This is a genomic window from Vibrio sp. E14 (assembly GCF_020515785.1).
In the GTDB taxonomy this organism is placed as follows: Bacteria; Pseudomonadota; Gammaproteobacteria; order Enterobacterales; family Vibrionaceae; genus Vibrio; species Vibrio diabolicus.
In genome coordinates, this window is sequence record NZ_JAHPJI010000001.1 from 471,835 (window position 1) to 496,064 (window position 24,230).

The 24,230-nt window shown below is 44.1% G+C and carries 17 protein-coding genes; 13 read left to right on the forward strand and 4 right to left on the reverse strand.

Annotated elements, in window-relative coordinates:
• Positions 1–13: 13 nt before the first annotated feature.
• Both LIX84_RS02045 and tssH read right to left on the reverse strand, forming a co-directional pair.
• Positions 14–1,645 carry a sigma-54-dependent Fis family transcriptional regulator gene (locus tag LIX84_RS02045; RefSeq protein ID WP_226420486.1) on the reverse strand — a complete coding sequence of 544 codons (1,632 nt, stop codon included), beginning with the start codon at positions 1,643–1,645 and terminating at the stop codon, positions 14–16.
• The gene (gene tssH / locus LIX84_RS02050) at positions 1,632–4,310 is read right to left on the reverse strand and encodes a type VI secretion system ATPase TssH (protein WP_109169966.1); all 2,679 of its coding nucleotides are present in this window, start codon (positions 4,308–4,310) and stop codon (positions 1,632–1,634) included. The genes LIX84_RS02045 and tssH overlap by 14 nt, the downstream gene beginning before the upstream one ends.
• Positions 4,311–4,766: 456 nt before the next feature.
• Between tssH and LIX84_RS02055 the strand changes: the two genes are divergently transcribed.
• The 13 genes from LIX84_RS02055 to tssG all read left to right on the forward strand — a co-directional run bounded on the left by LIX84_RS02055 (position 4,767) and on the right by tssG (position 20,281).
• The gene (locus LIX84_RS02055) at positions 4,767–5,285 is read left to right on the forward strand and encodes an Hcp family type VI secretion system effector (RefSeq protein WP_005373415.1); all 519 of its coding nucleotides are present in this window, start codon (positions 4,767–4,769) and stop codon (positions 5,283–5,285) included.
• Between the two features lie 72 nt (positions 5,286–5,357).
• Positions 5,358–7,436 (forward strand): type VI secretion system Vgr family protein, encoded by a 2,079-nt coding sequence (gene tssI, locus LIX84_RS02060; RefSeq protein ID WP_109169809.1) that lies wholly within the window; start codon positions 5,358–5,360, stop codon positions 7,434–7,436.
• A gap of 2 nt (positions 7,437–7,438) precedes the next feature.
• Positions 7,439–7,921 (forward strand): hypothetical protein, encoded by a 483-nt coding sequence (locus LIX84_RS02065; protein ID WP_182018675.1) that lies wholly within the window; start codon positions 7,439–7,441, stop codon positions 7,919–7,921.
• Positions 7,922–8,015: 94 nt separating this feature from the next.
• Complete coding sequence (locus tag LIX84_RS02070; protein WP_226420487.1) at positions 8,016–9,335, forward strand: hypothetical protein; 1,320 nt, start codon at positions 8,016–8,018, stop codon at positions 9,333–9,335.
• Entirely contained in the window at positions 9,316–10,308 is a 993-nt protein-coding gene (locus tag LIX84_RS02075; RefSeq protein WP_226420488.1) for a DUF2169 family type VI secretion system accessory protein, read from the forward strand. The genes LIX84_RS02070 and LIX84_RS02075 overlap by 20 nt, the downstream gene beginning before the upstream one ends.
• Positions 10,301–11,245: a hypothetical protein gene (locus tag LIX84_RS02080; RefSeq protein WP_176319280.1), complete on the forward strand. Its 945-nt coding sequence runs from the start codon at positions 10,301–10,303 to the stop codon at positions 11,243–11,245. The genes LIX84_RS02075 and LIX84_RS02080 overlap by 8 nt, the downstream gene beginning before the upstream one ends.
• Before the next feature lie 237 nt (positions 11,246–11,482).
• Entirely contained in the window at positions 11,483–13,483 is a 2,001-nt protein-coding gene (locus tag LIX84_RS02085; protein WP_226420489.1) for a serine/threonine protein kinase, read from the forward strand.
• Positions 13,470–15,038: a type VI secretion system protein TssA gene (gene tssA / locus LIX84_RS02090; protein WP_226420490.1), complete on the forward strand. Its 1,569-nt coding sequence runs from the start codon at positions 13,470–13,472 to the stop codon at positions 15,036–15,038. Before LIX84_RS02085 ends, tssA begins: the two co-directional genes overlap by 14 nt.
• 26 nt (positions 15,039–15,064) lie before the next feature.
• Complete coding sequence (gene tssB / locus LIX84_RS02095; RefSeq protein ID WP_006741091.1) at positions 15,065–15,571, forward strand: type VI secretion system contractile sheath small subunit; 507 nt, start codon at positions 15,065–15,067, stop codon at positions 15,569–15,571.
• Positions 15,572–15,579: 8 nt separating this feature from the next.
• On the forward strand, positions 15,580–17,055 hold the full coding sequence (gene tssC, locus LIX84_RS02100) for a type VI secretion system contractile sheath large subunit (protein ID WP_005392635.1): 1,476 nt from the start codon (positions 15,580–15,582) through the stop codon (positions 17,053–17,055).
• Positions 17,056–17,116: 61 nt separating this feature from the next.
• Positions 17,117–17,527: a type VI secretion system baseplate subunit TssE gene (gene tssE / locus LIX84_RS02105; protein WP_226420491.1), complete on the forward strand. Its 411-nt coding sequence runs from the start codon at positions 17,117–17,119 to the stop codon at positions 17,525–17,527.
• A 10-nt stretch (positions 17,528–17,537) separates the two neighbouring features.
• Positions 17,538–19,286 carry a type VI secretion system baseplate subunit TssF gene (gene tssF / locus LIX84_RS02110; RefSeq protein WP_006741090.1) on the forward strand — a complete coding sequence of 583 codons (1,749 nt, stop codon included), beginning with the start codon at positions 17,538–17,540 and terminating at the stop codon, positions 19,284–19,286.
• Entirely contained in the window at positions 19,283–20,281 is a 999-nt protein-coding gene (gene tssG, locus LIX84_RS02115; RefSeq protein ID WP_226420492.1) for a type VI secretion system baseplate subunit TssG, read from the forward strand. The genes tssF and tssG overlap by 4 nt, the downstream gene beginning before the upstream one ends.
• Before the next feature lie 54 nt (positions 20,282–20,335).
• Here the strand turns inward: tssG and LIX84_RS02120 are convergent, their stop codons facing one another.
• Positions 20,336–20,788 carry an Lrp/AsnC family transcriptional regulator gene (locus LIX84_RS02120; protein WP_005373369.1) on the reverse strand — a complete coding sequence of 151 codons (453 nt, stop codon included), beginning with the start codon at positions 20,786–20,788 and terminating at the stop codon, positions 20,336–20,338.
• A 28-nt stretch (positions 20,789–20,816) separates the two neighbouring features.
• Positions 20,817–24,209: a type VI secretion system membrane subunit TssM gene (tssM, locus tag LIX84_RS02125; RefSeq protein ID WP_226420493.1), complete on the reverse strand. Its 3,393-nt coding sequence runs from the start codon at positions 24,207–24,209 to the stop codon at positions 20,817–20,819.
• Between the last annotated feature and the right edge of the window lie 21 nt (positions 24,210–24,230).

Below are 24,230 nucleotides of genomic sequence, written 5' to 3' on the forward strand. Positions count from 1 at the left end.
TCTCGCTTCTCGCTTAACCAGCTGCAGAAATGTCGTATTTCTTCATCTTATGGTTGAGAGTGCTCATTGGAAGTGCCAATTGTTCAGCGGCCTTCTTGGTGTGCCAATTACACGCATTTAAGCAATCGATGATCACTGTACGCTCATATTGGCTGACAACGTCCTTAAGACTCTTTGAAGCGTCTTTTAAATCCGCTTGTGCCTGCCGCTCGTAAGCAGGTTGCTCTGGGGTAGGTGAGGCTGCTTTCATGTCGATACTTGGTACATCTTCTGGGATTTGTTCGCCAAACTCAATGTGAGTAATGGTTTCAAAATCGGACAGTAGCACCGAGCGCTCAATGATGTTCTTAAGCTCACGCACGTTACCTGGGTATTGATAGGCAAGGAGCTGTTTACGTACATTGGCACTTAACCCTGGCGCTTGCGGCAAACCTAGCGTGTTAGTCGTGTGTTGCACGAAATGCTCAGCAAGGGGAATAATGTCCGACTTGCGTGCTCTCAGTGGTGGTAATGTAATAGGGAAGACATTCAAGCGATAGAACAAGTCGGCACGAAATCCGCCATCTTTGATTTGCTGCATAAGATTACAGTGGGTTGCGGCGATAACGCGAACGTCCACTTCAATCTCTTTGCTAGTGCCGATTGGGCGAACTTTACGCTCTTGCAGTACACGCAGTAACTTCGCTTGTAGTAGCATTGGCATATCGCCAATTTCATCTAGGAAAAGCGTGCCGCCGTTGGCTGCTTCAAACAAACCGACTTTGTCTTTGTCCGCGCCAGTGAATGAGCCTTTCTTATGGCCAAAGAGTTCCGACTCTAATAACTGCTCTGGGATTGCGGCACAGTTCTGTACGATCAAAGGTTGTTCTGAACGATTAGAGTTTTCGTGAATGTATTTCGCGATCACCTCTTTACCAGCGCCCGTTTCACCACGCAACAGCACATCGACAGGAAGAGATAGCACCTTATCAAGACGATTCAAGACATTGAGCATTTCTTCGCTCTCTGCAATAGGACCTTGATAGGCTTTCTGGGTACGTTTTTTGAGCTGAGTGTTCTCGCGTACTAGGGCTTGATTGTCGGCATTGAGATTTTTTATTACTTGCCCGTATTGCTCTAACCAAACGGCTTGGCGAATATTACTCGCAGCCATACGACAAAACTCAGTCAATGCAGCTTCATTGTCGATAACACTTAAATCGAGTAAGACTAACAGTCCAATGGTTTTGCTTTCGCTATCAATCAAAGGCCAAGCCAATAAGTTCTCGCTTTTTAATCCCAGTGTCTGCTCAGTTTGATAGATGCTTTCGCAGTCATAGCCGTTGTACTTATACAACTCGTTAATCAACACGACTTCACCATTACGAATGGCAAAGTTAAATGGGTCGTTCTCACTGGCTGAGTCTAACTGTAATGCTTCCCAAGGGTGGGAAACGATAGTTTTATCGTTATGGTGAGCGGTACTTGGAATCAACGCCTGCCCAGTCTGGTCCAAAACATAAATGATGCCGTGCTTTGCGAGGGTCATTTGTCTCGCAGCAGTCAACACAGCATCCAACGTTTGGGTAAGCTGGCTGCGATCAGCCAAAGACTGACTGATCGCAAGTAGGGCGTTACTAAGTTCGCTATGGTTAGCTGAACGCATAGGTTAGTGTTCCTTGCTCATCGACAGACACTTCGATTTGCGTATGTGAATCATCCTTGTCATGCACTAAGAGCTGAGTCGATAGTTGCGGCAGCAACTGACGGTTGATGACCGCGTCGATATTACGTGCGCCTGTTTCAGCAAGGCGACAGTTACCTAGTACGAACTCAACCAAGCTTTCTTCGTAGCTTAGCGACAACTTGTGATGGCTCTGTAGACGCTGAGAAACTTTGTTCAGCTTGTGGTGAATAATTTCTGTCATTGCTTCATCAGACAGCGGAACAAACGGAAGCACAGACATACGTGCCAATAGCGCCGGTTTGAAGTGTTGGTTCAAAGTAGGGCGGATAGCTTCTGCGATGATGTTTGCATCGATGTCTTTGGATTGATGAACCAAAGATTCGATCTCGTGCGTTGCAAGGTTACTGGTCATGATGATCAGCGTGTTCTTGAAGTCGATGGTGCGGCCTTCGCCATCGTTCAGCGTACCTTTGTCGAACACTTGGTAGAACAGGTTCAACACTTCTGGATCGGCTTTTTCAACTTCATCAAGAAGTACAACAGAATATGGACGCTGACGTACCGCTTCTGTCAGCATACCGCCTTCACCGTAACCTACGTAACCCGGAGGCGAACCGATTAGGCGAGATACCGTGTGCTTCTCTTGGAACTCAGACATGTTGATGGTCGTCATAAAGCGCTCACCACCAAACATTTGATCAGCGATCGCACGAGCCGTTTCGGTTTTACCCACACCACTTGGGCCAACCAGTAGGAATACGCCCGTCGGTGCGTCTGGGTTGCCTAGGCCTGCTTTTGCGGTTTGAATGCCTTCAGACAGTGCATCGATAGCGTATTCTTGGCCTTTGATGCTTTGTGTTAGGCTTTCTTTCAGTTTTAGCGTGGTTTCTGCTTCGTCTTGAAGCATCTTACCCATTGGAATACCGGTCCAGTCTGAGATGACGTGGCTGACTTCATCTGGACCCACTTCAAAGTGAACCAGTGGGTTGCCATTGCGGATTGCGTCTAGCTGTTCTTGGCAGGCCGAAATTGCAATGCGAACTGCTTCTTCATCCATCTCTGCATATGGAGAAACGTCTTGCTCTTGTTCTGAATCTTCTTCTGCAACAAGCTCTTCTTCATTTGTTTCGCCAAAGACCAGTTCATGTAAGCGAGATCGTAGAGCAATCATCTCTTGGATCTGCTCTTTCTCTTTGTGCCATTGCGCTTCTTGTTCTGCTAGCTCTTCTTTCGTTGTTTCCATGGCCAGTTTTAGGTCTGGAATATTAGCAAGGCTGTGCTTGTCGCCAGTTTGCTGCAGAGCATCACGCTCAAGTGCTTCTAGCTCGCGCTGTTGAGCTGCAAGTTCTTGCTGTAGAGTCTCAACAGAAGCAGGAATGGCATTAAGGCTGATGTTCACTCGTGCGCATGCTGTATCTAGAACATCAATGGCTTTATCTGGCAGTTGACGACCAGAGATGTAACGAGCAGAAAGTGCTGCCGCAGCAGTGATAGCATCGTCACGCACGTAAACGTTATGTGATTTTTCATAAGCAGGGCGCAGACCACGAATGATCAATGCTGCTTGTTCAGGAGATGGTTCGTCGAGTTTCACCAATTGGAAGCGACGTGCAAGGGCAGGATCTTTCTCGAAGTACTTCTTGTATTCCGACCATGTTGTCGCAGCGATGGTTTTCACTTCACCACGCGCTAGGGCTGGTTTTAGCAAGTTTGCCGCGTCGCTGCCGCCTGCTTGGTTACCACCGCCAACAAGGGTGTGTGCTTCATCGATGAATAGAATGATTGGAGTTGGTGAGTTTTTCACTTCATCCAATACCGCGTTTAGGCGTTTTTCGAATTCACCTTTTACGCTTGCACCAGCTTGCAGAAGACCCATATCTAGCCCGTAAAGCTCAACACCTTTGAGGTTGTCTGGTACGTCACCTTGTACAATTTTAAGTGCCAAACCTTCTACTACTGCGGTTTTACCAACGCCCGGTTCACCAACAGCAATAGGGTTGTTTTTACGGCGACGAGCAAGAATGTCCACGATTTGGCGGATTTCTTGGTCGCGGCAGAAAACAGGGTCGATTTCGCCTTTGCGTGCTTTACCAGTGAAGTCGGTTGTGAACTTGCTCAGTGCTGAGCCATCCTCACGAGCTTGTGTTTTCTCTGAAGTAGCTACTTGCGCCTCAATAGAGTGGCTTGTTAGCTCTGCAAAGTTACGCTTAAGGCTGTCAGGGTTTACCGCTTCAAGGATAGAGGCGTAACCATGTTGGCCGTAACGGAGAGGGTTGCTAACAAGAGTAAGGAGTAGGGCACCAGAGCGGATTTGTGTTTCGGATAGATCTAAAGAAGAAACCAGCCAGCTTTCTTGTAACCATTCGATTAATAACGCAGAAAAAACAGGTTTGCTGCCATTTCCTTTGGCGTTGGTGTCGAGTGTGGATCGAACCGATTGTCTTAATAAGTTCTCAGAACAATCAAAATGACTTAATAAGACGTCAAAATCACTATTTGGCCTTTCTAATAGACTCAGTAAATAATGCTCAATTTGAACTTCGTTTGCTTTTTCAGAGACTGCAAGTGCAGCGGCGTCTTCTAATGCTACTTTTGCAATCGGGTGTAGACGCTGAATTAATGAAGAAAGGTTTATATTTATCATAGCCATTTTATTCTTTAGAGGAAAAGAGGTAGCGGCTATTATACTAAAAGTGATTGCGTTCTTTTTTTATCAAGATATTTTGACTATCGTTTGTTGGTTATTTTTAATGATTATTGTGACATTAATGTTTGTGGTTATTTTAATGGTGTTGTTATTCTAAATTAATTGATAGTAAAAGTGTCGGATTTATTAGTTTTAATGACTTTATTTACACAGTTTTATATGGTTATTTTCACTTTTTAAAGTTAGAACAATTTATTATTATCTTAATCCAACTTTTTGGTTTTTTATCCAATAAATTGTACTCAAGATATTAGTGAATAATGCCTTAATTTGTTTAAGTTGTTGTTTTTGTTTGGTTTTTAAAGTTGGCACGGACTTTGATTGTACCAAGTAGTCGCGGTGATAAGCGATTTGGTGATTTAAACAAAACAGATTTTAGAAAAGGAAATAGCGATGCCAACTCCAGCATATATGTCTATCCAAGGTGAGACTCAAGGCCATATTACTAAAGATACTTACTCTGCAGATTCAGTAGGTAACACATGGCAAGAAGCTCACGTTGATGAGTTCCTAGTACAAGAACTTGATCACGTGCTAACTGTTCCACGTGATCCACAAAGTGGTCAGCCAACTGGTCAACGTGTACACCGTCCACTTGTTGTAACTAAAGTTCAAGATCGCTCATCTCCACTACTATTCAACGCACTAGTATCTGGCGAAAAACTTCCTGAGTGTGTGATCCGCTTCTACCGTACTTCAGTTCAAGGTAAACAAGAGCACTACTACTCAATCAAATTGATTGATGCGCTACTTGTCGATATCCAAACTCGTATGAACCACTGTCAAGACGCAGCAACAGCTGACCGCGTGACAGAAGAAGTGCTTAAGTTCACTTACCGTGCGATCGAAGTAACTCACGAAAACTGTGGTACTGCGGGTAACGACGACTGGCGTGCTCCACGCGAAGCTTAATTGCTCGTTGCGTAAAGATTCAGGGCCAACGATTGTTGGCCCTAATTCGATTATTTGTATCAGGTAAAAGATATGGTGAATGACGTAGAATTTAAATTTGAAGTGCCTGGATGTGGGCATGAATTTCGGGTTGAGAGCTTTCATGTTCATGAAGAGTTATCTAAGCCTTTCCACATCAATCTCTCATTACTTTCACTTGATCCAGATATCTCGTTCGATGAGTTAATACGTAAAGCAGGAACATTGACACTTTACGGACAAGGTGTTGGGGCTGCGCGTGTGTTCAACGGCGTGGTGAATGAAGTTCGTTACTTAGGGACTGGACGTCGTTTTTCTCGTTATCAATTAGTCTTGGTTCCTCAAGCTTGGTTCTTATCTCAGCGCCAAGATTGTCGTATTTTCCAGCAAAAGTCAGCGCAAGACATCATCACAGAAGTACTCGATGATGGGGCAGTCACCGATTACCGATTTGAAGTGTCGGGTACTTATCCTCCAAAAGAATACGTTCTGCAATACCGTGAGTCTGACTTGCACTTCGTGCAGCGTATGATGGCTGAACACGGTATGTGGTATTACTTTGACCATAGCGATTCAAATCATACGATGGTCATTGTCGACAGTAATGACGCGATTGCACCTTTGATAAGCTCGCCACTAAATGCTTCTTACATTGGGCCGATTGTTTATCATGCCGATGGTGGCGGTGTTGCCGATCGCGAACATATCTCTGATCTCGAGTTAGTTAACCGCGTTAGAACGGGACAGGTTACGTACACAGATTACAACTACGAACACCCTAAAATTCCACAAGAGATGACACAGGCTGGCGAGCTAGACCAAGATCTCAAGCAGTTTGATTATCCTGGACGATACGTCGACCCGCTGATGGGTCAGGTGAGAACCACGGAGTGGATGTCGGAACACATAGTCGATAATCAACAAGTGGAAGCAACGAGTGACGTAATGCGCTTAGCATCTGGTTACAGCTTTAACGTCAGTGACCACCCGCGTTCTGAGATTAACCGCGATTACCTTATGTTGTCTGTAATGCACACAGGGCAAGATCCGCAAGTGCATGAAGATGAAGCGAGTGGTATGCCAACCACTTACTACAACCAGTTCTCATGTATTCCACGTGATGTGGTATTTAAAGCGCCTAAACTAGCGGCACCAGTAGTGGATGGCCCGCAAACAGCGGTTGTTGTAGGACCAGAAGGTGAAGAGATTTACACCGACAAGCTTGGTCGAGTGAAAGTACAGTTCCATTGGGATCGCTATGGCGATAACGATGAACACTCAAGTTGCTGGATCCGCGTAAGCCAATCAATGGCGGCGCCAACTTGGGGCGCAGTGTACTTGCCGCGTATTGGCCATGAAGTCGTAGTGACTTTCCTTGAGGGGGATCCAGATCGTCCGTTAGTTACGGGCGCAGTTTACAACGGTTTACATTTTCCTCCGTACTCTTTACCTGAAAACAAAACTCGCACCACGTTCCGGACGCAAACGCACAAAGGAACAGGTTACAACGAGTTGAGTTTTGAAGACGAAGCGAACCAAGAAGAAGTCTATATTCACGCTCAAAAAGACATGTCGACTAAGGTGCTCAACAACCGTTACCGTGATATCGGTCAAGATGAATTCTTGAAGGTTGCACGTCACCAAACGAATGAAGTTCATGGTGACCATAAAGAAACCATTCATGGGCATAAAACGACACAAGTAAACAGTACGTTTACCGAGACAGTCGAGCAAGACGTTACCGTCACATACAACGCGAATGAAGCTCAGTATGTGAAAAACAATTCTGACTTAGAAATTGGTGATAACCGTACGACTAAGATCGGCAAAAATGATGATTTAGATATTGGTGAAAACAGTAACCTTACTATCGGTGCATCTAAGAGTTCAGACATTGGTGCGGATGATAACCAGACGGTTGGTGGCAACTTAACGGTATCAGTGAAAGGTAACACCGCTTATAAAGCCGATGGTGCGACGCAAATTATCAGTGGCGACAAGATTGTATTGAAAACGGGTGGTTCCTCTTTAGTGATGAACAGTGATGGTTCAATAAAGTTATCAGGCTCGGCTATTACGATCGAAGGCAGTGACAAAGTCGTCGTGAAAGGTGGCAACGTAGTGGTTAACTAACAATGGAAAAACAACCTCTTACAACAGAAGTAATATCAGAGCAGCAAGCCGAATCAACGGCTTGCTTTTCGCGTTTTGGAAGAATAGTGGCTATCAATGAGTCTACGGGCAGTGTGCGAGTTGATTTTGATGGTAACCCATTTAAGCAGCCACTCACTGCGAGACTAGGACGTGGCTTTCGTCGTTCTGAACTGCAAATGGCTATCGATAATCGATTAAGTTGTCGAGTTGAGTTTTTGAACGACGACTTAAGCTTGCCTCTTGTGACGGACATTTTCTTCTCTATTCTGGATGACTCTGATGAGTTTGTACTGCGAGCGAAGAAGATGGTGATCGAGACAGAACAAGAGTTGATAGTCAAAAGTGGTGAGACAGAAACTCGCTACAGCGGGCGTGATGGCCGTATTACAACTAAAGCGAAGTACGTCACTTCTCAAGCAGAAAAAGCACAAAAAATTCAAGGCGGAACGATCGCAATTAACTAATTACCTCGCGTTAGCTAATTTACCTCGCGTTAGCTAATTACTTCGTATTAACTAATTGCAATCGCGTTATGGCACGCTAATAACGGATAACTAGATGCGACAAAGAATCGGTGTCGAGCACCTAAAGGCACCCATAACCAATCAAGAAGTCGAAGGCGCGTTAGCAAAAGCTGAGCGTGCTGTGAACGATCTTTCCCACTTGCCAGTAACGTGGCTGGATTTCTGTAATGAAAAGCTGTCCATTGCTTCTGAAAGTATCGGGTTCTTAATCAGGCAGCGAGTTCAAATTCACAAAAGGGGTTATTCAAGTCGTGAGTTGGAGTATCTCAAACTGATCGAACGCCAAATTGAAGAACTGAAGCAGGTGTACTTGTCGTTTTATCGATTAGCGCCGGGGTTGATTCATCAATTAAGAGACCAGGAGCCAGAAATCTACGGCTGGCTGATGCTACAGGGCGAGTTGGGCTCAGAGTTGGATAACCTTTTGTGTGGATTGAGTTTACTCGAAGAGTTAGATGCTAAAACTGCAATGGTCATTGCCGTACAATCTCCGGTTGAGTCTATGGATAGCACGCTTTCGGAGCTTATTGAGGGTAATGCGACATCCAGTGCGTTTTACTTTGAATGCTTACGTGTCCGCCAGACATTAAGTGTTTCTCTCATCAAGCGCTGGCACAAAGCCAGCATCATTAGCTCTCATGTTGCTTTGCCACTACTCGCTTTACAAGACGTGAAAGAGGGGATTGATTGGCTCAATGACAATGCAGGCAGCGAACAATATCTATTTGAACGTTTGATTACCAAACGTGACAGAGGTACTTGGTTCCGTCAGTGCTTTGGCATCGAACCAAGTGGATTACCATCAGCGCAAGTGCTCACTTATGCCAAGTTGCTTGAGTTAAAAGAGTTTGAGGCGTTTGATATCTCTTCTCCATTAGCACCTGTTGATTTTGCTCTGAGTGGTGATTGGAAGTTGATGCCCCAAATCATCGAGCACTTGGAAAGCCTAGAGGAAGCAGAGGGTGAAATTTGGCTTCAAGCCTTGTATGTCGTCTACGGAAAACTTCTTCCTCTGACTCCGCAAGATGTTGGTGTCGAGTATGAATGGGAAGAGATCGTCGATCTTCTCAATGAGTGGGTGGAAGATGAAAAATATATCCAAAATCTACCAAGCCGCTTGGGTTACGCATTGAGCTTCGAGTCTACGTTAGCTGCGATGCAAGATGCTAACGTTGATGTGCTGTTCCGCGATTGGCTATGGCGTCAACTCTGTATTCAATCCAGAGCCTACGTGCCTTGGGATATGGCAATGCCGATTCATCAACAAGACTGGAACTTTAACAATTTAAAGGCCGCACCTTCTGCGAGCGAACGATTCAACTTAAGGAATAGCAATGCAGTTATGGGATATTGAGGCGCACCCTGAGTTATCACTTAAAGGTCGTTTTCAACGTGACGAAAACGGCGATGAAGTCTGGGTTGTGGTCGCCAAACGCACATGGCAATTCGATGGTGTGGTTTGGCACGAATTAGGTGAAAGTGAAATCTTCGATGATCCCCAATATTTGGGCGAAGAAGGCTTCTCTGCGATGAAAGTTGACCACGAGTTCGCGTATACCAAAGAAAACACAGATGTACTTGTTTACGGCAAAGCGCGCAGCTACGCGAAAAAGCCAGTGACATACCAAGAGTGTCGTGTGCTGATTGATGGTCATATCGATAAGACTCTCGCTATTCACGGGGAACGCGTATGGGTTGAGCATGCTGGCAGTATCACGCTGAGTAATCCCATCCCATTTATTGAAAAAGACATTGATTACACTCGCGCGGTAGGCGGTGATTTACGTAACCGAATAGGTGGTGGGGTTGCCGACTCCAACAAAGAATTGCTTGAACAGAAAGTACCCTCGGTTTTTTATCCTCGAGAGGACTGGAGTGCCGCCGCGAAAAAACTACGCGTTGCGGGGTTCGGGCCAGTCCCTCCGTTCTTTGAGTCGCGCCAGAAGCTGGCCGGCACGTTCGATGACGATTGGATTGAGAACCGCAAGCCAATGTTGCCACTCGATTTTGATAAGCGCTTCTTCCAAAGCGCGCCTATTGATCAACAGTGCAAAGGCTTCCTTCGTGGAGGAGAGCGTTTGATGATGAGTGGCTTTTGTCATGATGACACGCTTTCATTCCGCATTCCTAAAGAGAAATATCGAGCAACTGCCGTTTTTAATAACGATAGCTATCAAGTTGATATGGCGATGTACACCTTATTCGTTGATGCTGAAAAGAAAACCATATCAATCAGTTACACCGCCGCGTTTCCTTGTCAGGGGAAAGAACACTTGCTGGTGTCTACATCTATCGCTAAGTTGGAAGAGGTAAGCGAGCATGCATAATTCTACAGGTCGCTATGTGTTGGGTATGGAAGTGATGACACCAACTGGTATGAACTTAGATATTGCCAGTGCAGTTTCGTATGCTGATTTAGGAAGATTCGACCAATGTGTAGGGGATGATGGTATCGAGCGGTTTACTTACGCAAACATCGAGTACACCAAAGAAATTGAGCAGTTTGAGAAAACGTGTGAGTTAATAACCCACTTGCTTGATTCATTGTTAGCGCAGTTACCACGTTCATTGAGACCAATACCTTTGCTTATAGCGGTGCCTGCGTCTGTTTCACTAGTAAAGGTGCAAGAATGGCTTGGTGAAAGTCACTACGCTGACTTTCTCTCTGTGGTGAATGCAGTTCATGCCAGTGGGCCTAGTTTCGTTCTCCAGGCCATGAAATCATTGGATAAATATGATGCCATGATGTGTATCAGTGTCGATTCCTTGGTGAATTCGATGCAAACACTCATCGACGATGCGATGGTAATGAGTACGAATAATCCATGGGGCGTTATTCCGAGCGAGGGTGGGGCAGGTTTAATTCTTTGTCGCAGAAATACCATAGAGACATTGAAACTTAAGCCTCAAGCGCAGCTTGGCTACATTGATACGGAATTAAACACTTCAGACCGAAGAGGCATGTTTCGACTTGTTCAACGTGCGAGTAAAAAGCTCGATTCATTTGGTGAAGTGTATTCCGATATGACGAACCTTCGCATGCACTCGGAAGATTACGGCTTTGCTCTGGGGGCTAAAGCAGAACGATTCACGAACCCAGAACAACCGCAGCTTATCAATGAGTTGTGGGGCACGATGGGCAGTTGCTCTTCTCTAGCCTTAATCGCCTTTGCGGTCAGAGATCACCATTTTAGGCAACCAACCACGTTGTTAATGTTTGACTTTCATGGTGACAAGGGGATTCTCCAGTTGCTGCAATGTTAGTAGGCACTCATCGATCAAATGGCAATGAAAATACACTCATATTATTAGGTTTACGTTTGTATCATGAAAAAGCGTATAACTGATGCAGTGAAAGCGTAAGTAAAAAACTCTAATAAGTTAGTAATAATAACTAAAATAATAGGCTTACTGTTTGTTTTAAATACTAGCCTTGATACAAGTATGTTCAAGAAAATATTATTCAACTCTAATAATATTTATTCTATGAAAGAGTACTAAGTGTCTAATAATCAGAGTACAGCCAAAGGATATATCGATCAGTTGGTTGTGAAAGCTATTGAGAAAAAGAAACTGAATGAGCAAAGGCTAGCAGAAAAAAATAAGCCAAAGCTTGAGTACGTGCTTTTTTCACAATTTGATGTATTAGACAAGCTTCCCTCTAAAAATGGTAAAACAACCGTTTATCATCTCGCAAAAAAAGGGCAGCCAGAAAAGCAGATCTGTTGCAAAGTTATCAATGATGACTCGCCAGAATTTGCGAGTAAAATGTTGGTTAACGAAGCGAGTCGATTAGAGCTTTCCCAACATCCTAGCGTGGCTAACTTCATAAAAATCGGCAACGAATTCGAACGCCCATATTTGATGTACGAGTGGATCCAAGGTGAATCACTGGCAGAAAAGATGGAGCGTCACTCTTCTAAAGGTTTCCGCCACGACCATATCGCTTGGTTGGTATATCAACTCGCTGGTGCCTTAGAGTTTATGCACACAAGAGGCATCTGCCATCTTGATATTAAGCCATCCAACGTACTAGTGAGTGAAGGCGATTACGTTAAACTCATCGATTTCGGTGCTGCTCGTTATATTGGAGAAACGGAACCTTACGCAGAAGCAAGCTTGAACTACGCTTCACCTCTTTATATCGAAACTGGCATCGCGGAACCGCAAGATGATGTTTACTCCCTTGCTTTGCTCGCTGGACATTTATTTTTGGGTTCAATATTTGGTGATACTTGGAATAAACAATTAAAAGACCGAAAGCGTCCTGCATTGATCCCGGCTCATATTTGGAAGTTGCTCAAACAAGTCATCAATAAACCAAGAGGGCATGGCTATACCGCTATTTCTTTCGCCCAGCAGTTAGCACGAATCGATACTCAATCGATTAACTCAAATTCTAACGCACCAATTTTCAGTAGCTTGCGTAATGCGGATCTTCTGCTTACACACTGTAAGTCGAATGATAAAACAGCGTACGGACGCTTCAAACTATTGGAGGCGAGTTTAGTGTTGAGTGTGGTGGCAATGACAGGAAGTTATTTGTATCAGCAAAATTCGGATGCATTGGATGCTATTTTTGCCAAAGAAACGACACCTTTAAGTCACACAATCACGCCCACAGATACTGCTTCTTTTTTGGCTGAGCCGCCATGGAAAATCAAAGAAGTATTAGCAAAAACTGAGCAGAGCGTTGATACGACTGAAGCCTACCGAGAAGCGTATCGAGTTCAGCAATTAAGCCTTTCGGGTTTATATAATGAAAAACAGACTCAGTTGAAGTCTTATCAAGCTTTAGCTGATGGACTACCACAGACATTAGTGGATTTACGCAAGGAGCTTATCACGTTGCGAGAGGAACTCGTTCGTGATGGTGCATTGTTTCCCTATGCGGACGAAACACTGACTAAAGTGATGTCGGGTTTGAATGTCGCCTCTGTTGATTCCATGAAAGTATCTGCCATTGCTGGCAGTCGTGACAAGCAGATTGCTCACTTAATTTTAAGCGGTGAAGCTAAGCTCGCAGAAGATGAAATGAAAGAAGCATGGTTATTAAACCAGTCACAGGCATATTTCTATAGCCAAATCTTACCAAAGAGAGTGATGGAAAATATTAATGACTCCATTGATAAACGTGCAGAAGCGCACTTTTACACCAAAGCGATTGAAGAAGCTGAATTAGCCAAAGACTACTTCGGTAATACGCCAGAACTAGAAAAAAAAATAACAGACTTAATCATCGCAAGAAGCGAATTTATTTTGTTTAGTACGGTGATGGAGCAATCCATTTTCGACAAACAGAAATTGCATGAGTCCCTTGCTGATTTAGAACGAAATGCGCCAAGAAAATTTACAGAAATCACAAAAATTCTAGATAGCATGGCGTCGGATGCGATTAATCAGAGTCATCAGTTTTCTAAGCCTGCAAATGGTGCCATTGCCGTAGCTCGTGCATTGAGAGACTACTTGACTGAAGGAGATGCGAATTTTGTCCAACATTGATACTGATCACCTTCTTAAACCGATTTCTGATGAATCTCCTGCGGGTAACGATGCTCGTTACGAGTTTTGCTATGAAATGATGGAAGCCGAGGTAAAAAAGTTCGGCTCTCTATTTGGCGAAACAGTCGACTGGAATGTAGTAAAAACCAATGCGATGGAAGTGCTCGAGCATCATAGTAAAGATTTAAAAGCACTTTGCTATTTAGTACGAGCGCTTGCCGAGGAATCTGGGCTCAAAGGTTTTGATCAAGGTCTGAAACTGCTTAATGAGGCGTTAGCTTGCTTCGGTAGTGATCTTTACCCGTCACGGAAACGCGGTAGAGACGGTGCGGTGGAGTGGTTGAATCATCAATTTAAATTGATGAGCACTAAGCTTGCGGACAGTGCGCAACCTTGGGAATTAGTTTCAGGTTGCATTTCGACTATTGAAGAAGTGCAGCGTCAGTACGATGATGTTTACCAAGATTCCGAAGCTGACTTCTTTGAGATTCGCACGCAGCTCAATGTTTTATCTCAACAAGCAGCTGCCGATGACCAGAGCGATGACGCAATAGCTACCATCGAACAAGCGGCACCAGCTACGCAGCCTGCCGCGGTAGAAACGCCAGCACAGAACGACGTTCAAACCGCTTCAGCGAAGACGGTTCCGCCGGCCTCTAAACCTGCGCCAGTTAAGAAAGCCGTAGCAAAAGAAGTCGATGTCGATACAGATTTCTCATCGCCTACGGCTTCAAAACGCACGTTAAAAAAAGTCGCGGAAGTCATGCTTCATGCGAATCCAAGTGATCCGCTGGCTTACCGAATTTATCGTCATCTGACTTGGGATGACATTGATGGTCTACCTGACCACCAAAACGATCAAACGCCATTGAGCTTGGCGGTATCGTCCGATCAACAAGCGGAATACCGCGACAAAGCCAATCAGGAAAGTGACATCGACACGATTAAACGTTTGGAGCGCACGCTAACTGACGCGCCATTTTGGCTCACAGGCCACCATTTCGTGTATTTGATGCTTACTAACTTAGGTTTTGATGACGCAGCACTTGCCGTGAAACAAGAAGTAAAGCGGTTTGTTGAGTCACTGGAGGGCATCGAACGCCTCTCTTTTAAGAATTCTATACCATTTGCAGATGAAGCAACATTGAGTTGGTTGTCTACTCAAGATGCTACTTCATCGGCAGCACAAACTGTCGTACAGACGGTTGTGATCGCTGAAGAAGATTCATTGCTGGTGGAGGATATCACTCTAGAAAATCTAGGGGAATATGCCGCAGAACTCGCCCGCAAACTTGAGCTGGATGGCTCAGGGCGTGGACAGTTCATGCTGTATTTACAATTGATAGCAGCTTACCAGTCTGTTGGATTATACCCGTTGTGTTTGCCGTATCTTGAGAAGGGGTGGGAAGTACAAAATGCGTTTAATCTCGCGAGCTGGGAACCCCACTTATCGTCGCAGTTAGAAGACCTGATTCGAAAAACACTCCATCAGTTATTCAGAAGTAAGGATCTTTTACCTGAGAAGTATGAAGAGTGGAAAGCAATTTATGACTAATTAAAGAGTTAGATAAGGAACGAATTATGTCACGTGACGGCTCGGTGGCTCCTAAAGAGCGAATTAATATCCGTTATGTTCCAGCAACTGGCGATACGCAAGAAGACGTAGAACTGCCGCTAAGCATGATGGTGGTTGGCGACTTTACTGCACGTGCAGATGAGACGCCAATTGAAGAACGCACTCCAATCAATATCGATAAAGACAACTTTAACGAAGTGCTAGAAGGCATGTCTCCAAACGTTAAAGTGAACGTTGAAAACCGTCTTTCTGATGAAGAAGGCGGCCAAATCGGTGTTGATCTAACGTTCCAAAACATGAAGGACTTCTCTCCAGAAGCGATCGCGAAAAGCGTACCTGAACTAAACAGCCTTCTTGAACTTCGCGAAGCCTTGGTGGCGTTGAAAGGCCCTCTAGGTAATGTTCCTGCATTCCGCAAGAAGATCGCATCAGTACTTCAAGATGAAGACGCGAGAAAGAAACTGTTGGATGAACTAAGCATTGGTAACGACCAAGAAGCGAAAGAAGAGTAAGGGATATCATGTCTGCAGAAGCACAAGCGCCAGAACAAGAAGCAGCCTTAGTTGAATCAGGCTCACTTCTGGATAGCATTCTTAACGAAACTCGTTTAAAGCCAAGTGATGAAGGTTTTGATGTTGCAAAACGCGGCGTAGAAGCATTCATTAGTGAGCTACTAAGCAGCTCGAACACAGAGAAAGTGGATCAGTCTTTAGTTGATCTGATGATCTCAGAAATTGACCAAAAACTGTCTAAGCAAGTTGATGCAATTCTTCACAACGAAGAAGTTCAAGCGATTGAATCAACTTGGCGTGGCCTTAAGTACCTGGTTGACCACACTGACTTCCGCGAGAACATTCAAATCGAACTGATCTCTGCGAAGAAAGACGAAGTTCTTGATGACTTCGAAGACGCGCCAGAAGTGGTGAAGTCTGGTTTGTACAAACAAATCTATACGCGTGAATATGGCCAATTTGGTGGTAAACCTGTTGGCGCAGTCATTTGTGACTACGATATGTCGGCTTCGTCTCCAGACATCAAACTGATGGAGTACATGGCAAACGTAGGTGCAATGTCTCATGCACCATTTATTACATCGGCGTCTGCGAAGTTCTTTGGTCTAGATAGCTATGAAGAGCTACCGAATCTAAAAGATCTTAAGTCAGTATTTGAAGGCCCACAATACACTAAATGGCGTAGTCTACGTGAACACGAAGATGCACGTTACCTAGGTCTATGTACGTCTCGCTTTATGCTACGTACACCTTACTCTGTAGAAGATAACCCAATTAAGGCGTTTGACTACGATGAGCAAGTAACAGACAGCCATGACAACTACCTATGGGGTAACTCTGCGTACGCGATGGCATCAAAAATTAGTGAGTCTTTCGCTAAGTACCGTTGGTGTCCAAACATCATTGGTCCTCAAAGCGGTGGTACTGTGCATGACTTACCGGTTTACAACTTTGAAGCCATGGGTCAAATCGAAACTAAGATCCCAACTGAGATTCTTGTTTCTGACCGTCGCGAGTACGAGCTGGCAGAAGAGGGCTTCATCGCGTTAACTATGCGCAAGGGTTCTGATAATGCGGCGTTCTTCTCTGCAAACTCAGTTCAAAAACCGAAAGTGTTTGCGAACACGCCAGAAGGCAAACAAGCAGAGATGAACTACAAGCTAGGTACTCAGCTTCCTTACATGTTCATCATCAACCGTCTAGCACACTACATCAAAGTGCTACAGCGTGAGCAAATCGGTTCGTGGAAAGAGCGTTCAGACCTAGAAATTGAACTGAACAAGTGGATTCGTCAATACGTTTCTGACCAGGAAAACCCGCCAGCAGAAGTCCGTGGTCGTCGTCCACTACGTGCTGCTAAGGTTGAAGTGTCAGACGTAGAAGGCGACCCAGGTTGGTACAAAGTATCAATGTCTGTGCGTCCTCACTTCAAGTACATGGGTGCAAGCTTCGACTTGTCTCTAGTTGGTAAGTTAGACCAATAACCCATTGCTGAAACCATAAAGCAGCCAGTAAAGACTGGCTGCTTTTTTCGTAGGAGTGAAGATGGAAAAAGGTTATCGCCTTTTAGAGCGGATTGAGCTTGGTGAACCCAAAAACTGTTACGAGAAAGTCGTTTCTCACAAGCATTTGATTGAATCTATTCATTCTCATCTCGCAGACTTGCTGAATACCCATTCTGGGAATGCAATGATCGACAATGAGTATGGTTTGCCAGATTTTAATGACGTACTTTCTAACAACACGAACCTAGTTCGCCACATTCAAAAAAATATCACGTCAACCATAGAGCGCTTTGAACCGCGACTGTTGAATGTCGAGGTTAATTACCGTGAAGATCACCATAACCTGCTACAACTCGGCTTTGGTATTCGCGGCGAAGTTTCCCATAACGGCGGTAAAGTCCCAATGTCGATAGACGTCTACATGGGAACCGACGGCCAATTTAACGTTTAGTAGGTGCCACTTGAGTAACAGTAAATACTTTCAAGATGAACTCACGTATTTGCGTGAGTCGGGTAGTGAGTTTGCCAAATATCATCCGAAGTTAACTCACTTTCTCTCTGAGGGAACCTTTGACCCAGATGTCGAACGACTGCTGGAAGGTTTTGCCTTTCTGACAGGTCGTATCCGCGAAAAGATTGACGATGAACTGCCTGAGCTGACGCAATCTCTAATGACTTTGCTGTGGCCACATTACATGCGTTCGATTCCGTCTTTGTGCATTAGCGAACTAAAACCGCATACCGGAAGTGTTACTGAGAAAACCGTGGTGAAACGTGGCGCAGAAATGGCGAGTGAACAGGTAGAGGGCACGCAATGCTTGTTCCGTACTTGTTACGACGTCAACCTATACCCAATTACGATCACTAACATCGAACAGACCAACAGCCGCACCAGTTCGATGATTGATGTGACTTTATCGACGGAGCATGGTCTTGAACTGTCTCGGATCGGTTTAGACACGCTGCGATTACACCTGCATGGCGAGATTCATATTACTCGAACTGTCTTCTTATGGCTGTTCCGTTACCTAGATTATGTCGAATTAGATGTTGGTGGTGGTTACAAACATCGCTTAGGGCCAGAATATGTTAAGCCAGTTGGGCATGAAGAGGACGAAGCGCTCCTGCCTTACAGCAAAAATTCATTTGCAGGCTACCGTTTGCTGCAAGAATTCTTCTCTTTGCCAGATAAGTTCATGTTCTTCGACATTAAAGGCTTAGAGTGGCTAAAAGGCATTCCACAACGTAGCACGGTCAAAATCAAATTCCACTTTAAGCGTGCATTACCGTCAGAAGTGGTGCTTAAAGATAAACACTTGAAGTTGCACTGTACGCCTGCCGTTAACTTGTTTGAAAAAGATGGCGATCCAATTCGTTTAGAGCACCGACGTAACGAGTACAAGGTACGTCCGCAAAGCAACACTCAGGAGCATTACGAAGTCTATTCCATTGAGCAAGTGGAAAGCTGGAGTAAAGACGAGCGTCGTCGAAAGTCTCTGATTGAATTTGAATCATTTGAGCATCAAATTAACCAACGAGATAAGCGCGAGTTCTACAAATCTAAAGTCGCTGAGCGTGTAAGCGGTAGAGGCCTTGAGCGCTACATATCATTTCATACTCATAATGGGGACATTGCGGAACTGGGGACAGAAACGGTACTCATGAAACTGCAATGTAGTAACGCAGATTTGGCGGAACGTTTGTCAGTGGGGGACATCACTTACGCGACTCATAAATCACCGACCTATGCGACGTTTAGGAATATTACCAAGCCCACTCAATCGGTCAGTCCGCAAGTGAATGGTGAGCTTCAGTGGCAGCTAATTGCGAATATGTCACTCAACTATTTATCGCTGGCAAATATTGATGTACTTAAAGTACTTCTCTCTACCTATGATTTCCACTCTCGTGTTGACAGACAAGCCCACCGTGCATCCATTCATCGACTTGACGGGGTTATCTCTTCGGAAATGAAACCAATCGACCGTGTGTTTCGTGGCGTTTCGGTACGCGGCAATCAGTTTAAGTTGGTCACCAATTCCAAATTTTTTGTCAATGAAGGCGACATGTTCTTGATGGCGACGGTGCTTAACGAATTCATCCGTTTGTATTCGAGTGTGAACTCCTTTACCGAACTGGAAGTGTTTGATGAAGCGACAGGCGAGGTTTATAACTGGGCAAGTCTTATCGGACAGCAGACGATACTATGATTAATACACTTTCTGATAAGTCGAATGAGTTTAGTTTCTATCAAGCCGTCTTGCTGCTAGAGAAGCATTATCAACTAGAGCCGAACTCTAACTTTGTCGCCGTCGGTGAGAACAAGTACTTCCACCAAGAACGTATTGAGTTCAGCGTTTCGCCAAACTTATCTTTTCCAAAGAGCGATATGGACTTTATTGTTCATATGGAGAGAAATGGCCAGCAGTATTCTAGAGTCGAAACTAACTTTCTTGGCTTGCATGGTTCAAGCTCACCACTTCCTGCTTCTTATACTGAGAAACTGGCAGGGCGAGATCCTGAAGACAATCCGGTAAAAGATTTCTTTGATTTTTTCCATAATCGGTACACCAGTTTGTTGTACCGGGTTTGGAAGAAATACCGATATCACGTGCAGTACCAAAGCGGGGCAAGTGATGCCTTCTCTGGACGTATGCTGCACTTGGCGGGCCTATCTAGCGTAATGCAAGATAGTAAGGTCGCAGAGTTAGATCGAGCGAAAATACTGTCTTATGTAAACCAACTTTCTACGCGTACACGCTCTCCAAAGCTGATATCCGGTATTGTTTCGCACTACTTTTCACTGCCGAATGTGCGTATTGAAGAGTGGGTTTATAGACGCGTGGAAATCGCAGAAAGCCAACGGAATAAACTCAGCCGTGCTAATTGCATATTAGGGCAAAATTTGCACTTAGGACAAAGCATTGCGGACTTAAACGGCAAATTTAATCTCTGCATCGACAGCATCGATTTTGAAACATTTAAGCAGTTTTCCTACGATGGTGAGTTACACAAAACACTGGTTGGCCTGATGCGTTTCATTTTGCGTGACCCGATGTCGTGGGACTTAAAGTTGACAGTTAACTTAGATAGTATTCCAGAGAATAAGCTAGGTAATGGGGAAGGGAACCACTTAGGACAAACATTCTGGTTAGGTAACCCAAGTGATAAAGATGCCAAAATCCGAGTTATCGGAAGCATATAAGAAAGCCGCTCTACGAGCGGCTTTTTATGTTGTCATCAAAAAGGTCAGAAAAGCTTAGCGGCTGATCGGCTGGTGAAGTACGACGGTAGTATCAAGCCTTTGAATCCCGTTAAATGACTCAATTTCGTTACAAAGATGATGAATAGACTGCAGATCGGGCGCTTCAATTAGGGCAATAATATCAAAGTTGCCACCAACAACGCTTGTTAAGCGAACCTCAGGGATTTCTTTAAGCGCATTTGTTACATCATTTTTCTTACCCTTTTCACAAGATATCAATAGATAGCTTGCGGCTTTGCGCCCTTCGTTTTCTACACGAATTTGTGCGGTATAGCCTTTGATAATACCGGTCTTTTCTAAACGATTAATCCTTTCTGCTACTGCTGTACGAGACAAACCAATGTTTCGAGATAGATTCGCAATAGACTCACGCCCGTTTGACAATAGACTTGAAAGTATTTTTCGATCTAATTTATCTAAACCTTGTAAAGTCATGTTTGAAATCATGTGTTCTGCCTATTTTGTTTTTATATTGTTATTTAATCGACTCTGGGAGCGTAAAGTTATATAGCTCAGCAAGAGTGAATGGGTTTTTCTGCGTCAATGGAGTGATGCGTAAGCTTAAGTCCCTCCCTGACACTTTTATGTCACTGACAAAGCTGCCGTTATGAGTGTTTGTCAAGGTCGAGTTACCTAGCAATCTGTATATCGCCCATTGACCACTCTTATTTAAAACGTGCTGTCTACCTTCGTCTGTTACATCCTGGAGTGTGATACTAATATTGAAGTCACCATTTTGCGGTGGCCAGGCCATTTCACGAATTCGGCTTGGACCGTGGTAGTAACTCATATTGGTATCTGCAATTTTTAAACTGGCTCTAATTGCACTAGAGTCAAGGTCGAGTACTCTTGCACTAAACGGAATATGAACTCGGTTGGTGCTTTTATTAATTAATGTATCTCGAATGACATTATAGTTGCGTAGTTGCACTAGCAGAGCTGGAGAGATTGGCATCGTCTCACCATCTACCTGCTTTGGCGTCCACAAGTTCGTATCGTAGAACGGTGCAAAGTTTTTCTGAATAAATGTGTCTAACAAGCCACCTGAAGCAAATAGCAATTCGAAATCTTCAATTGAGATTTCCTCGGTCGCTGTTAGGTCAAATGGATATTTCCCTAATCCAATCTCTTTAAACTTGGTATAAATTTCACTGTACCACTGAGTTTGGATGCCTTTTGCGGACTCTGTAATCATTACTGACCAGCTTTGCTGAACCACATCTAGTAACCAGCTGCGAACGGGTTCTGGTGATTTTTGTGCAATCTGTTTAAGCTTGATTAATGGGTCCGCCTCAGTACTGTTCATTCGATGCTGTGCTGCTGCTAGCGCCGCCATTTGTGGATCTGGCGCGTCGGCGATGTCTTTCATGTAGGTGCGAACACGACTCAACGCTGCAACGGTCTCATCCCAAGGAGTAGGGGAGTTTGGTGTCTCACTCACTTGAAGCTGGTTTAATAGGTGAAAGGCTTGCTCAACACGTTGCATTAGTAAGTAATCAGGCTTTACCACTTCTTCTACGGCATCTGATGCCGAATCTGCTGCTGCCGCGAGTTTCGGGTCAAGTTTTGAAATTAGAGCGCTTTTTTCGCCAACGGGTGAAAATTGTGTGTTGGCATAGACCTGCTTCAATACCGTTGTCATTGGTGAAGAAGGGCCAGAGATTAAGTCTATCGCGTTGGTCAGGTCACCAACGTTGTCATAGTGTTGGACTTTGAGCTCACTCAGCGCATTACGCCAGTTATTGATGTAGTCATCAGTATATTTTTTCCGCACTTCTTCTTTAAAGGCTTCTTGCTCTTCGTTGGTAGGGATGACATGTTGCGATAGACCTAGAACCCAGTTGTCGCTGATTACTCGTTGTGACATTAAGTCCACGCGTGGTCGATAAAAGGTGCTAAAACCAGTGGAGGTATAGATCTTATCGACGATTAAGCGTTCGCTATCGATTGGCGTGTTAAATACATTGCTAAACTCAAAACCGACGGCTCGTTGCAGATCTAATGTTCCTAAATCAATAGAGCTTGCTTCGTTTAAAATGCCTGCATACACGAGGTCGACATTCGAATTTGCAAGTAATGAGCGACGTGTTGCACGAACAAGATCCATGTTGATATCGATTGGAGCAAATTGTGTGCGAAAGTAGGCGTCTAAGTAGCGCATGGCCTGATCTACGACGTCACTTCGGTTACTCAAATCACTCATCATTTGGAGTGTTTGATGACGTAAAAAACGGATATCACGCTTAGATGGATCGTTAAGCATTAAATACCCCTTCAATAGAGGTAAAGCGCGCGTGAAAGCGTTTTGATTTTGTGCCAATTGTAGGCGGTAACCTTTCTCAATCAGAGGTATTAGCTGCTGAGCGACTTCCTTAAGTAACGCTTCGTAGGCAATGCGAGTGCTTTGATCCAAACGGCTAATATTGAGTGGTAATATTTCCTCATCTAAAGCCTTAGAACCTTTAAGCCATGCCCCATAAGACGGTTCTATCGCTTTGGTTGCATTTTCTAAAAGCTCACTAAATCTTGCATCGTGCTCTGCTTGTGATTTGTCATCAATACTTAGTAGTTGATTCATCACATGTAAGTTACTGTCTAACGTAGTTGCAAAAAAGTAACTACCGCCAGCAAGCAGAATAATGGAGCCGAGTATGGCTAAACGGCTTTGTCTCTGAATTAGACGAAGATACGTCTTGTTTTCTCCCGCAAAATCGCTTTCAGGCAATATTTGCGAATCAATCAGAAAGCGAGAAAAATACGGTGTTTCCGTCAACTGGGTATGCTCAGAGGCGATAATTGGTAAGTTGAAGTAGTTACTACAACTTTTTGCTAGTAAATTGTATTTACGACCGCCTTGTAAACTTGAGCTAAAGAAAATTTCACGGATATCTAGCGAATAAACACCGTTGTTAACATCACACAGACGCTCAAGGACATAGCTGACTTCAGACTGACATAGCTCAAACTGCTTAGGGAAAGCGAGAATTGCCTGTTTCTCGTCGATATCTGTTGAGTTAGCTGATGCATCTAGCGCGTTACTTTCAAGCACTTTAACTAGATTTCGGTAGCTATCACGGTAGTATTCTGAAAAAACACCTTTGGCCTCTTTCAGCGGGATAGAAAGGAACTCTACACGTGTCTTAAGAGAGCTAAAGTGCATGTATTCTTTAAATCCATCTAACTTGTCTAGCTTCGACATAATTAGATAAATGGGTAATGCTGACGACGTTTTAGAGTTGATAGTGCTCAAGCGCTCCAATAACGACGAAATAGTGTACTCTTTTTGTTCTGGCTCAGAGACGATCATGAACTCGAAGTCGATAAAGAATAAACAGCCAGAAAATGGTTTTCTAGGTCGGTGGCGAATCACTTCTTCGATGAATGTATTCCATAAAGAAGCATCACTGCTTGATATTTCTTGAAACACTAAGCGTGGGTCAGGTTTGATGTATACAGCGCTGTCAGATTCGTACCATTCAAAAAAATCATTCTTAGCGGTTCTCGTGCGATCCATTGGTTTAATTGCACTAGAATTAAATAAAAATTGACGTCGCCCTGACCCTTTATTACCAAGCATCAGATAAATTGGTTTCTTGCCTGAGTTAGCAAGAAGAGGTTGGATAACCATAGAAAGAGCTTCTTCCTCAGTTTCCAAATTTTGAGCTTTAGCGCTGTTCTTTTTTTTCAACCATAGTGTGAATTGAAAAGTGATGTAGAAAATGGCGATAACACCAAGGCTCAGCCAAAGATACAGTTTATCTGCATCTTTTAGAAAAAGAAGATAAATAGCGGTAATGGTTATCGCCACTAAAAGCGTTAATATAGTAGAAATCACAACTGGATTTCTAAACAGTTTTTGTTTGAACATAAGCCTAAAACTTCTTTAATT

What these genes read in the sequence shown, in the direction of transcription:
- tssB (WP_006741091.1), top strand. Translation starts at nt 15,065, where the DNA reads ATGTCACGTGACGGCTCGGTGGCTCCTAAAGAGCGAATTAATATCCGT.
- tssI (WP_109169809.1), top strand. Translation starts at nt 5,358, where the DNA reads ATGGTGAATGACGTAGAATTTAAATTTGAAGTGCCTGGATGTGGGCAT.
- tssH (WP_109169966.1), bottom strand. Translation starts at nt 4,310, where the DNA reads ATGATAAATATAAACCTTTCTTCATTAATTCAGCGTCTACACCCGATT.
- LIX84_RS02055 (WP_005373415.1), top strand. Translation starts at nt 4,767, where the DNA reads ATGCCAACTCCAGCATATATGTCTATCCAAGGTGAGACTCAAGGCCAT.
- LIX84_RS02065 (WP_182018675.1), top strand. Translation starts at nt 7,439, where the DNA reads ATGGAAAAACAACCTCTTACAACAGAAGTAATATCAGAGCAGCAAGCC.
- tssG (WP_226420492.1), top strand. Translation starts at nt 19,283, where the DNA reads ATGATTAATACACTTTCTGATAAGTCGAATGAGTTTAGTTTCTATCAA.
- LIX84_RS02070 (WP_226420487.1), top strand. Translation starts at nt 8,016, where the DNA reads ATGCGACAAAGAATCGGTGTCGAGCACCTAAAGGCACCCATAACCAAT.
- LIX84_RS02075 (WP_226420488.1), top strand. Translation starts at nt 9,316, where the DNA reads ATGCAGTTATGGGATATTGAGGCGCACCCTGAGTTATCACTTAAAGGT.
- tssM (WP_226420493.1), bottom strand. Translation starts at nt 24,209, where the DNA reads ATGTTCAAACAAAAACTGTTTAGAAATCCAGTTGTGATTTCTACTATA.
- LIX84_RS02045 (WP_226420486.1), bottom strand. Translation starts at nt 1,645, where the DNA reads ATGCGTTCAGCTAACCATAGCGAACTTAGTAACGCCCTACTTGCGATC.
- LIX84_RS02120 (WP_005373369.1), bottom strand. Translation starts at nt 20,788, where the DNA reads ATGATTTCAAACATGACTTTACAAGGTTTAGATAAATTAGATCGAAAA.
- LIX84_RS02080 (WP_176319280.1), top strand. Translation starts at nt 10,301, where the DNA reads ATGCATAATTCTACAGGTCGCTATGTGTTGGGTATGGAAGTGATGACA.
- tssC (WP_005392635.1), top strand. Translation starts at nt 15,580, where the DNA reads ATGTCTGCAGAAGCACAAGCGCCAGAACAAGAAGCAGCCTTAGTTGAA.
- tssE (WP_226420491.1), top strand. Translation starts at nt 17,117, where the DNA reads ATGGAAAAAGGTTATCGCCTTTTAGAGCGGATTGAGCTTGGTGAACCC.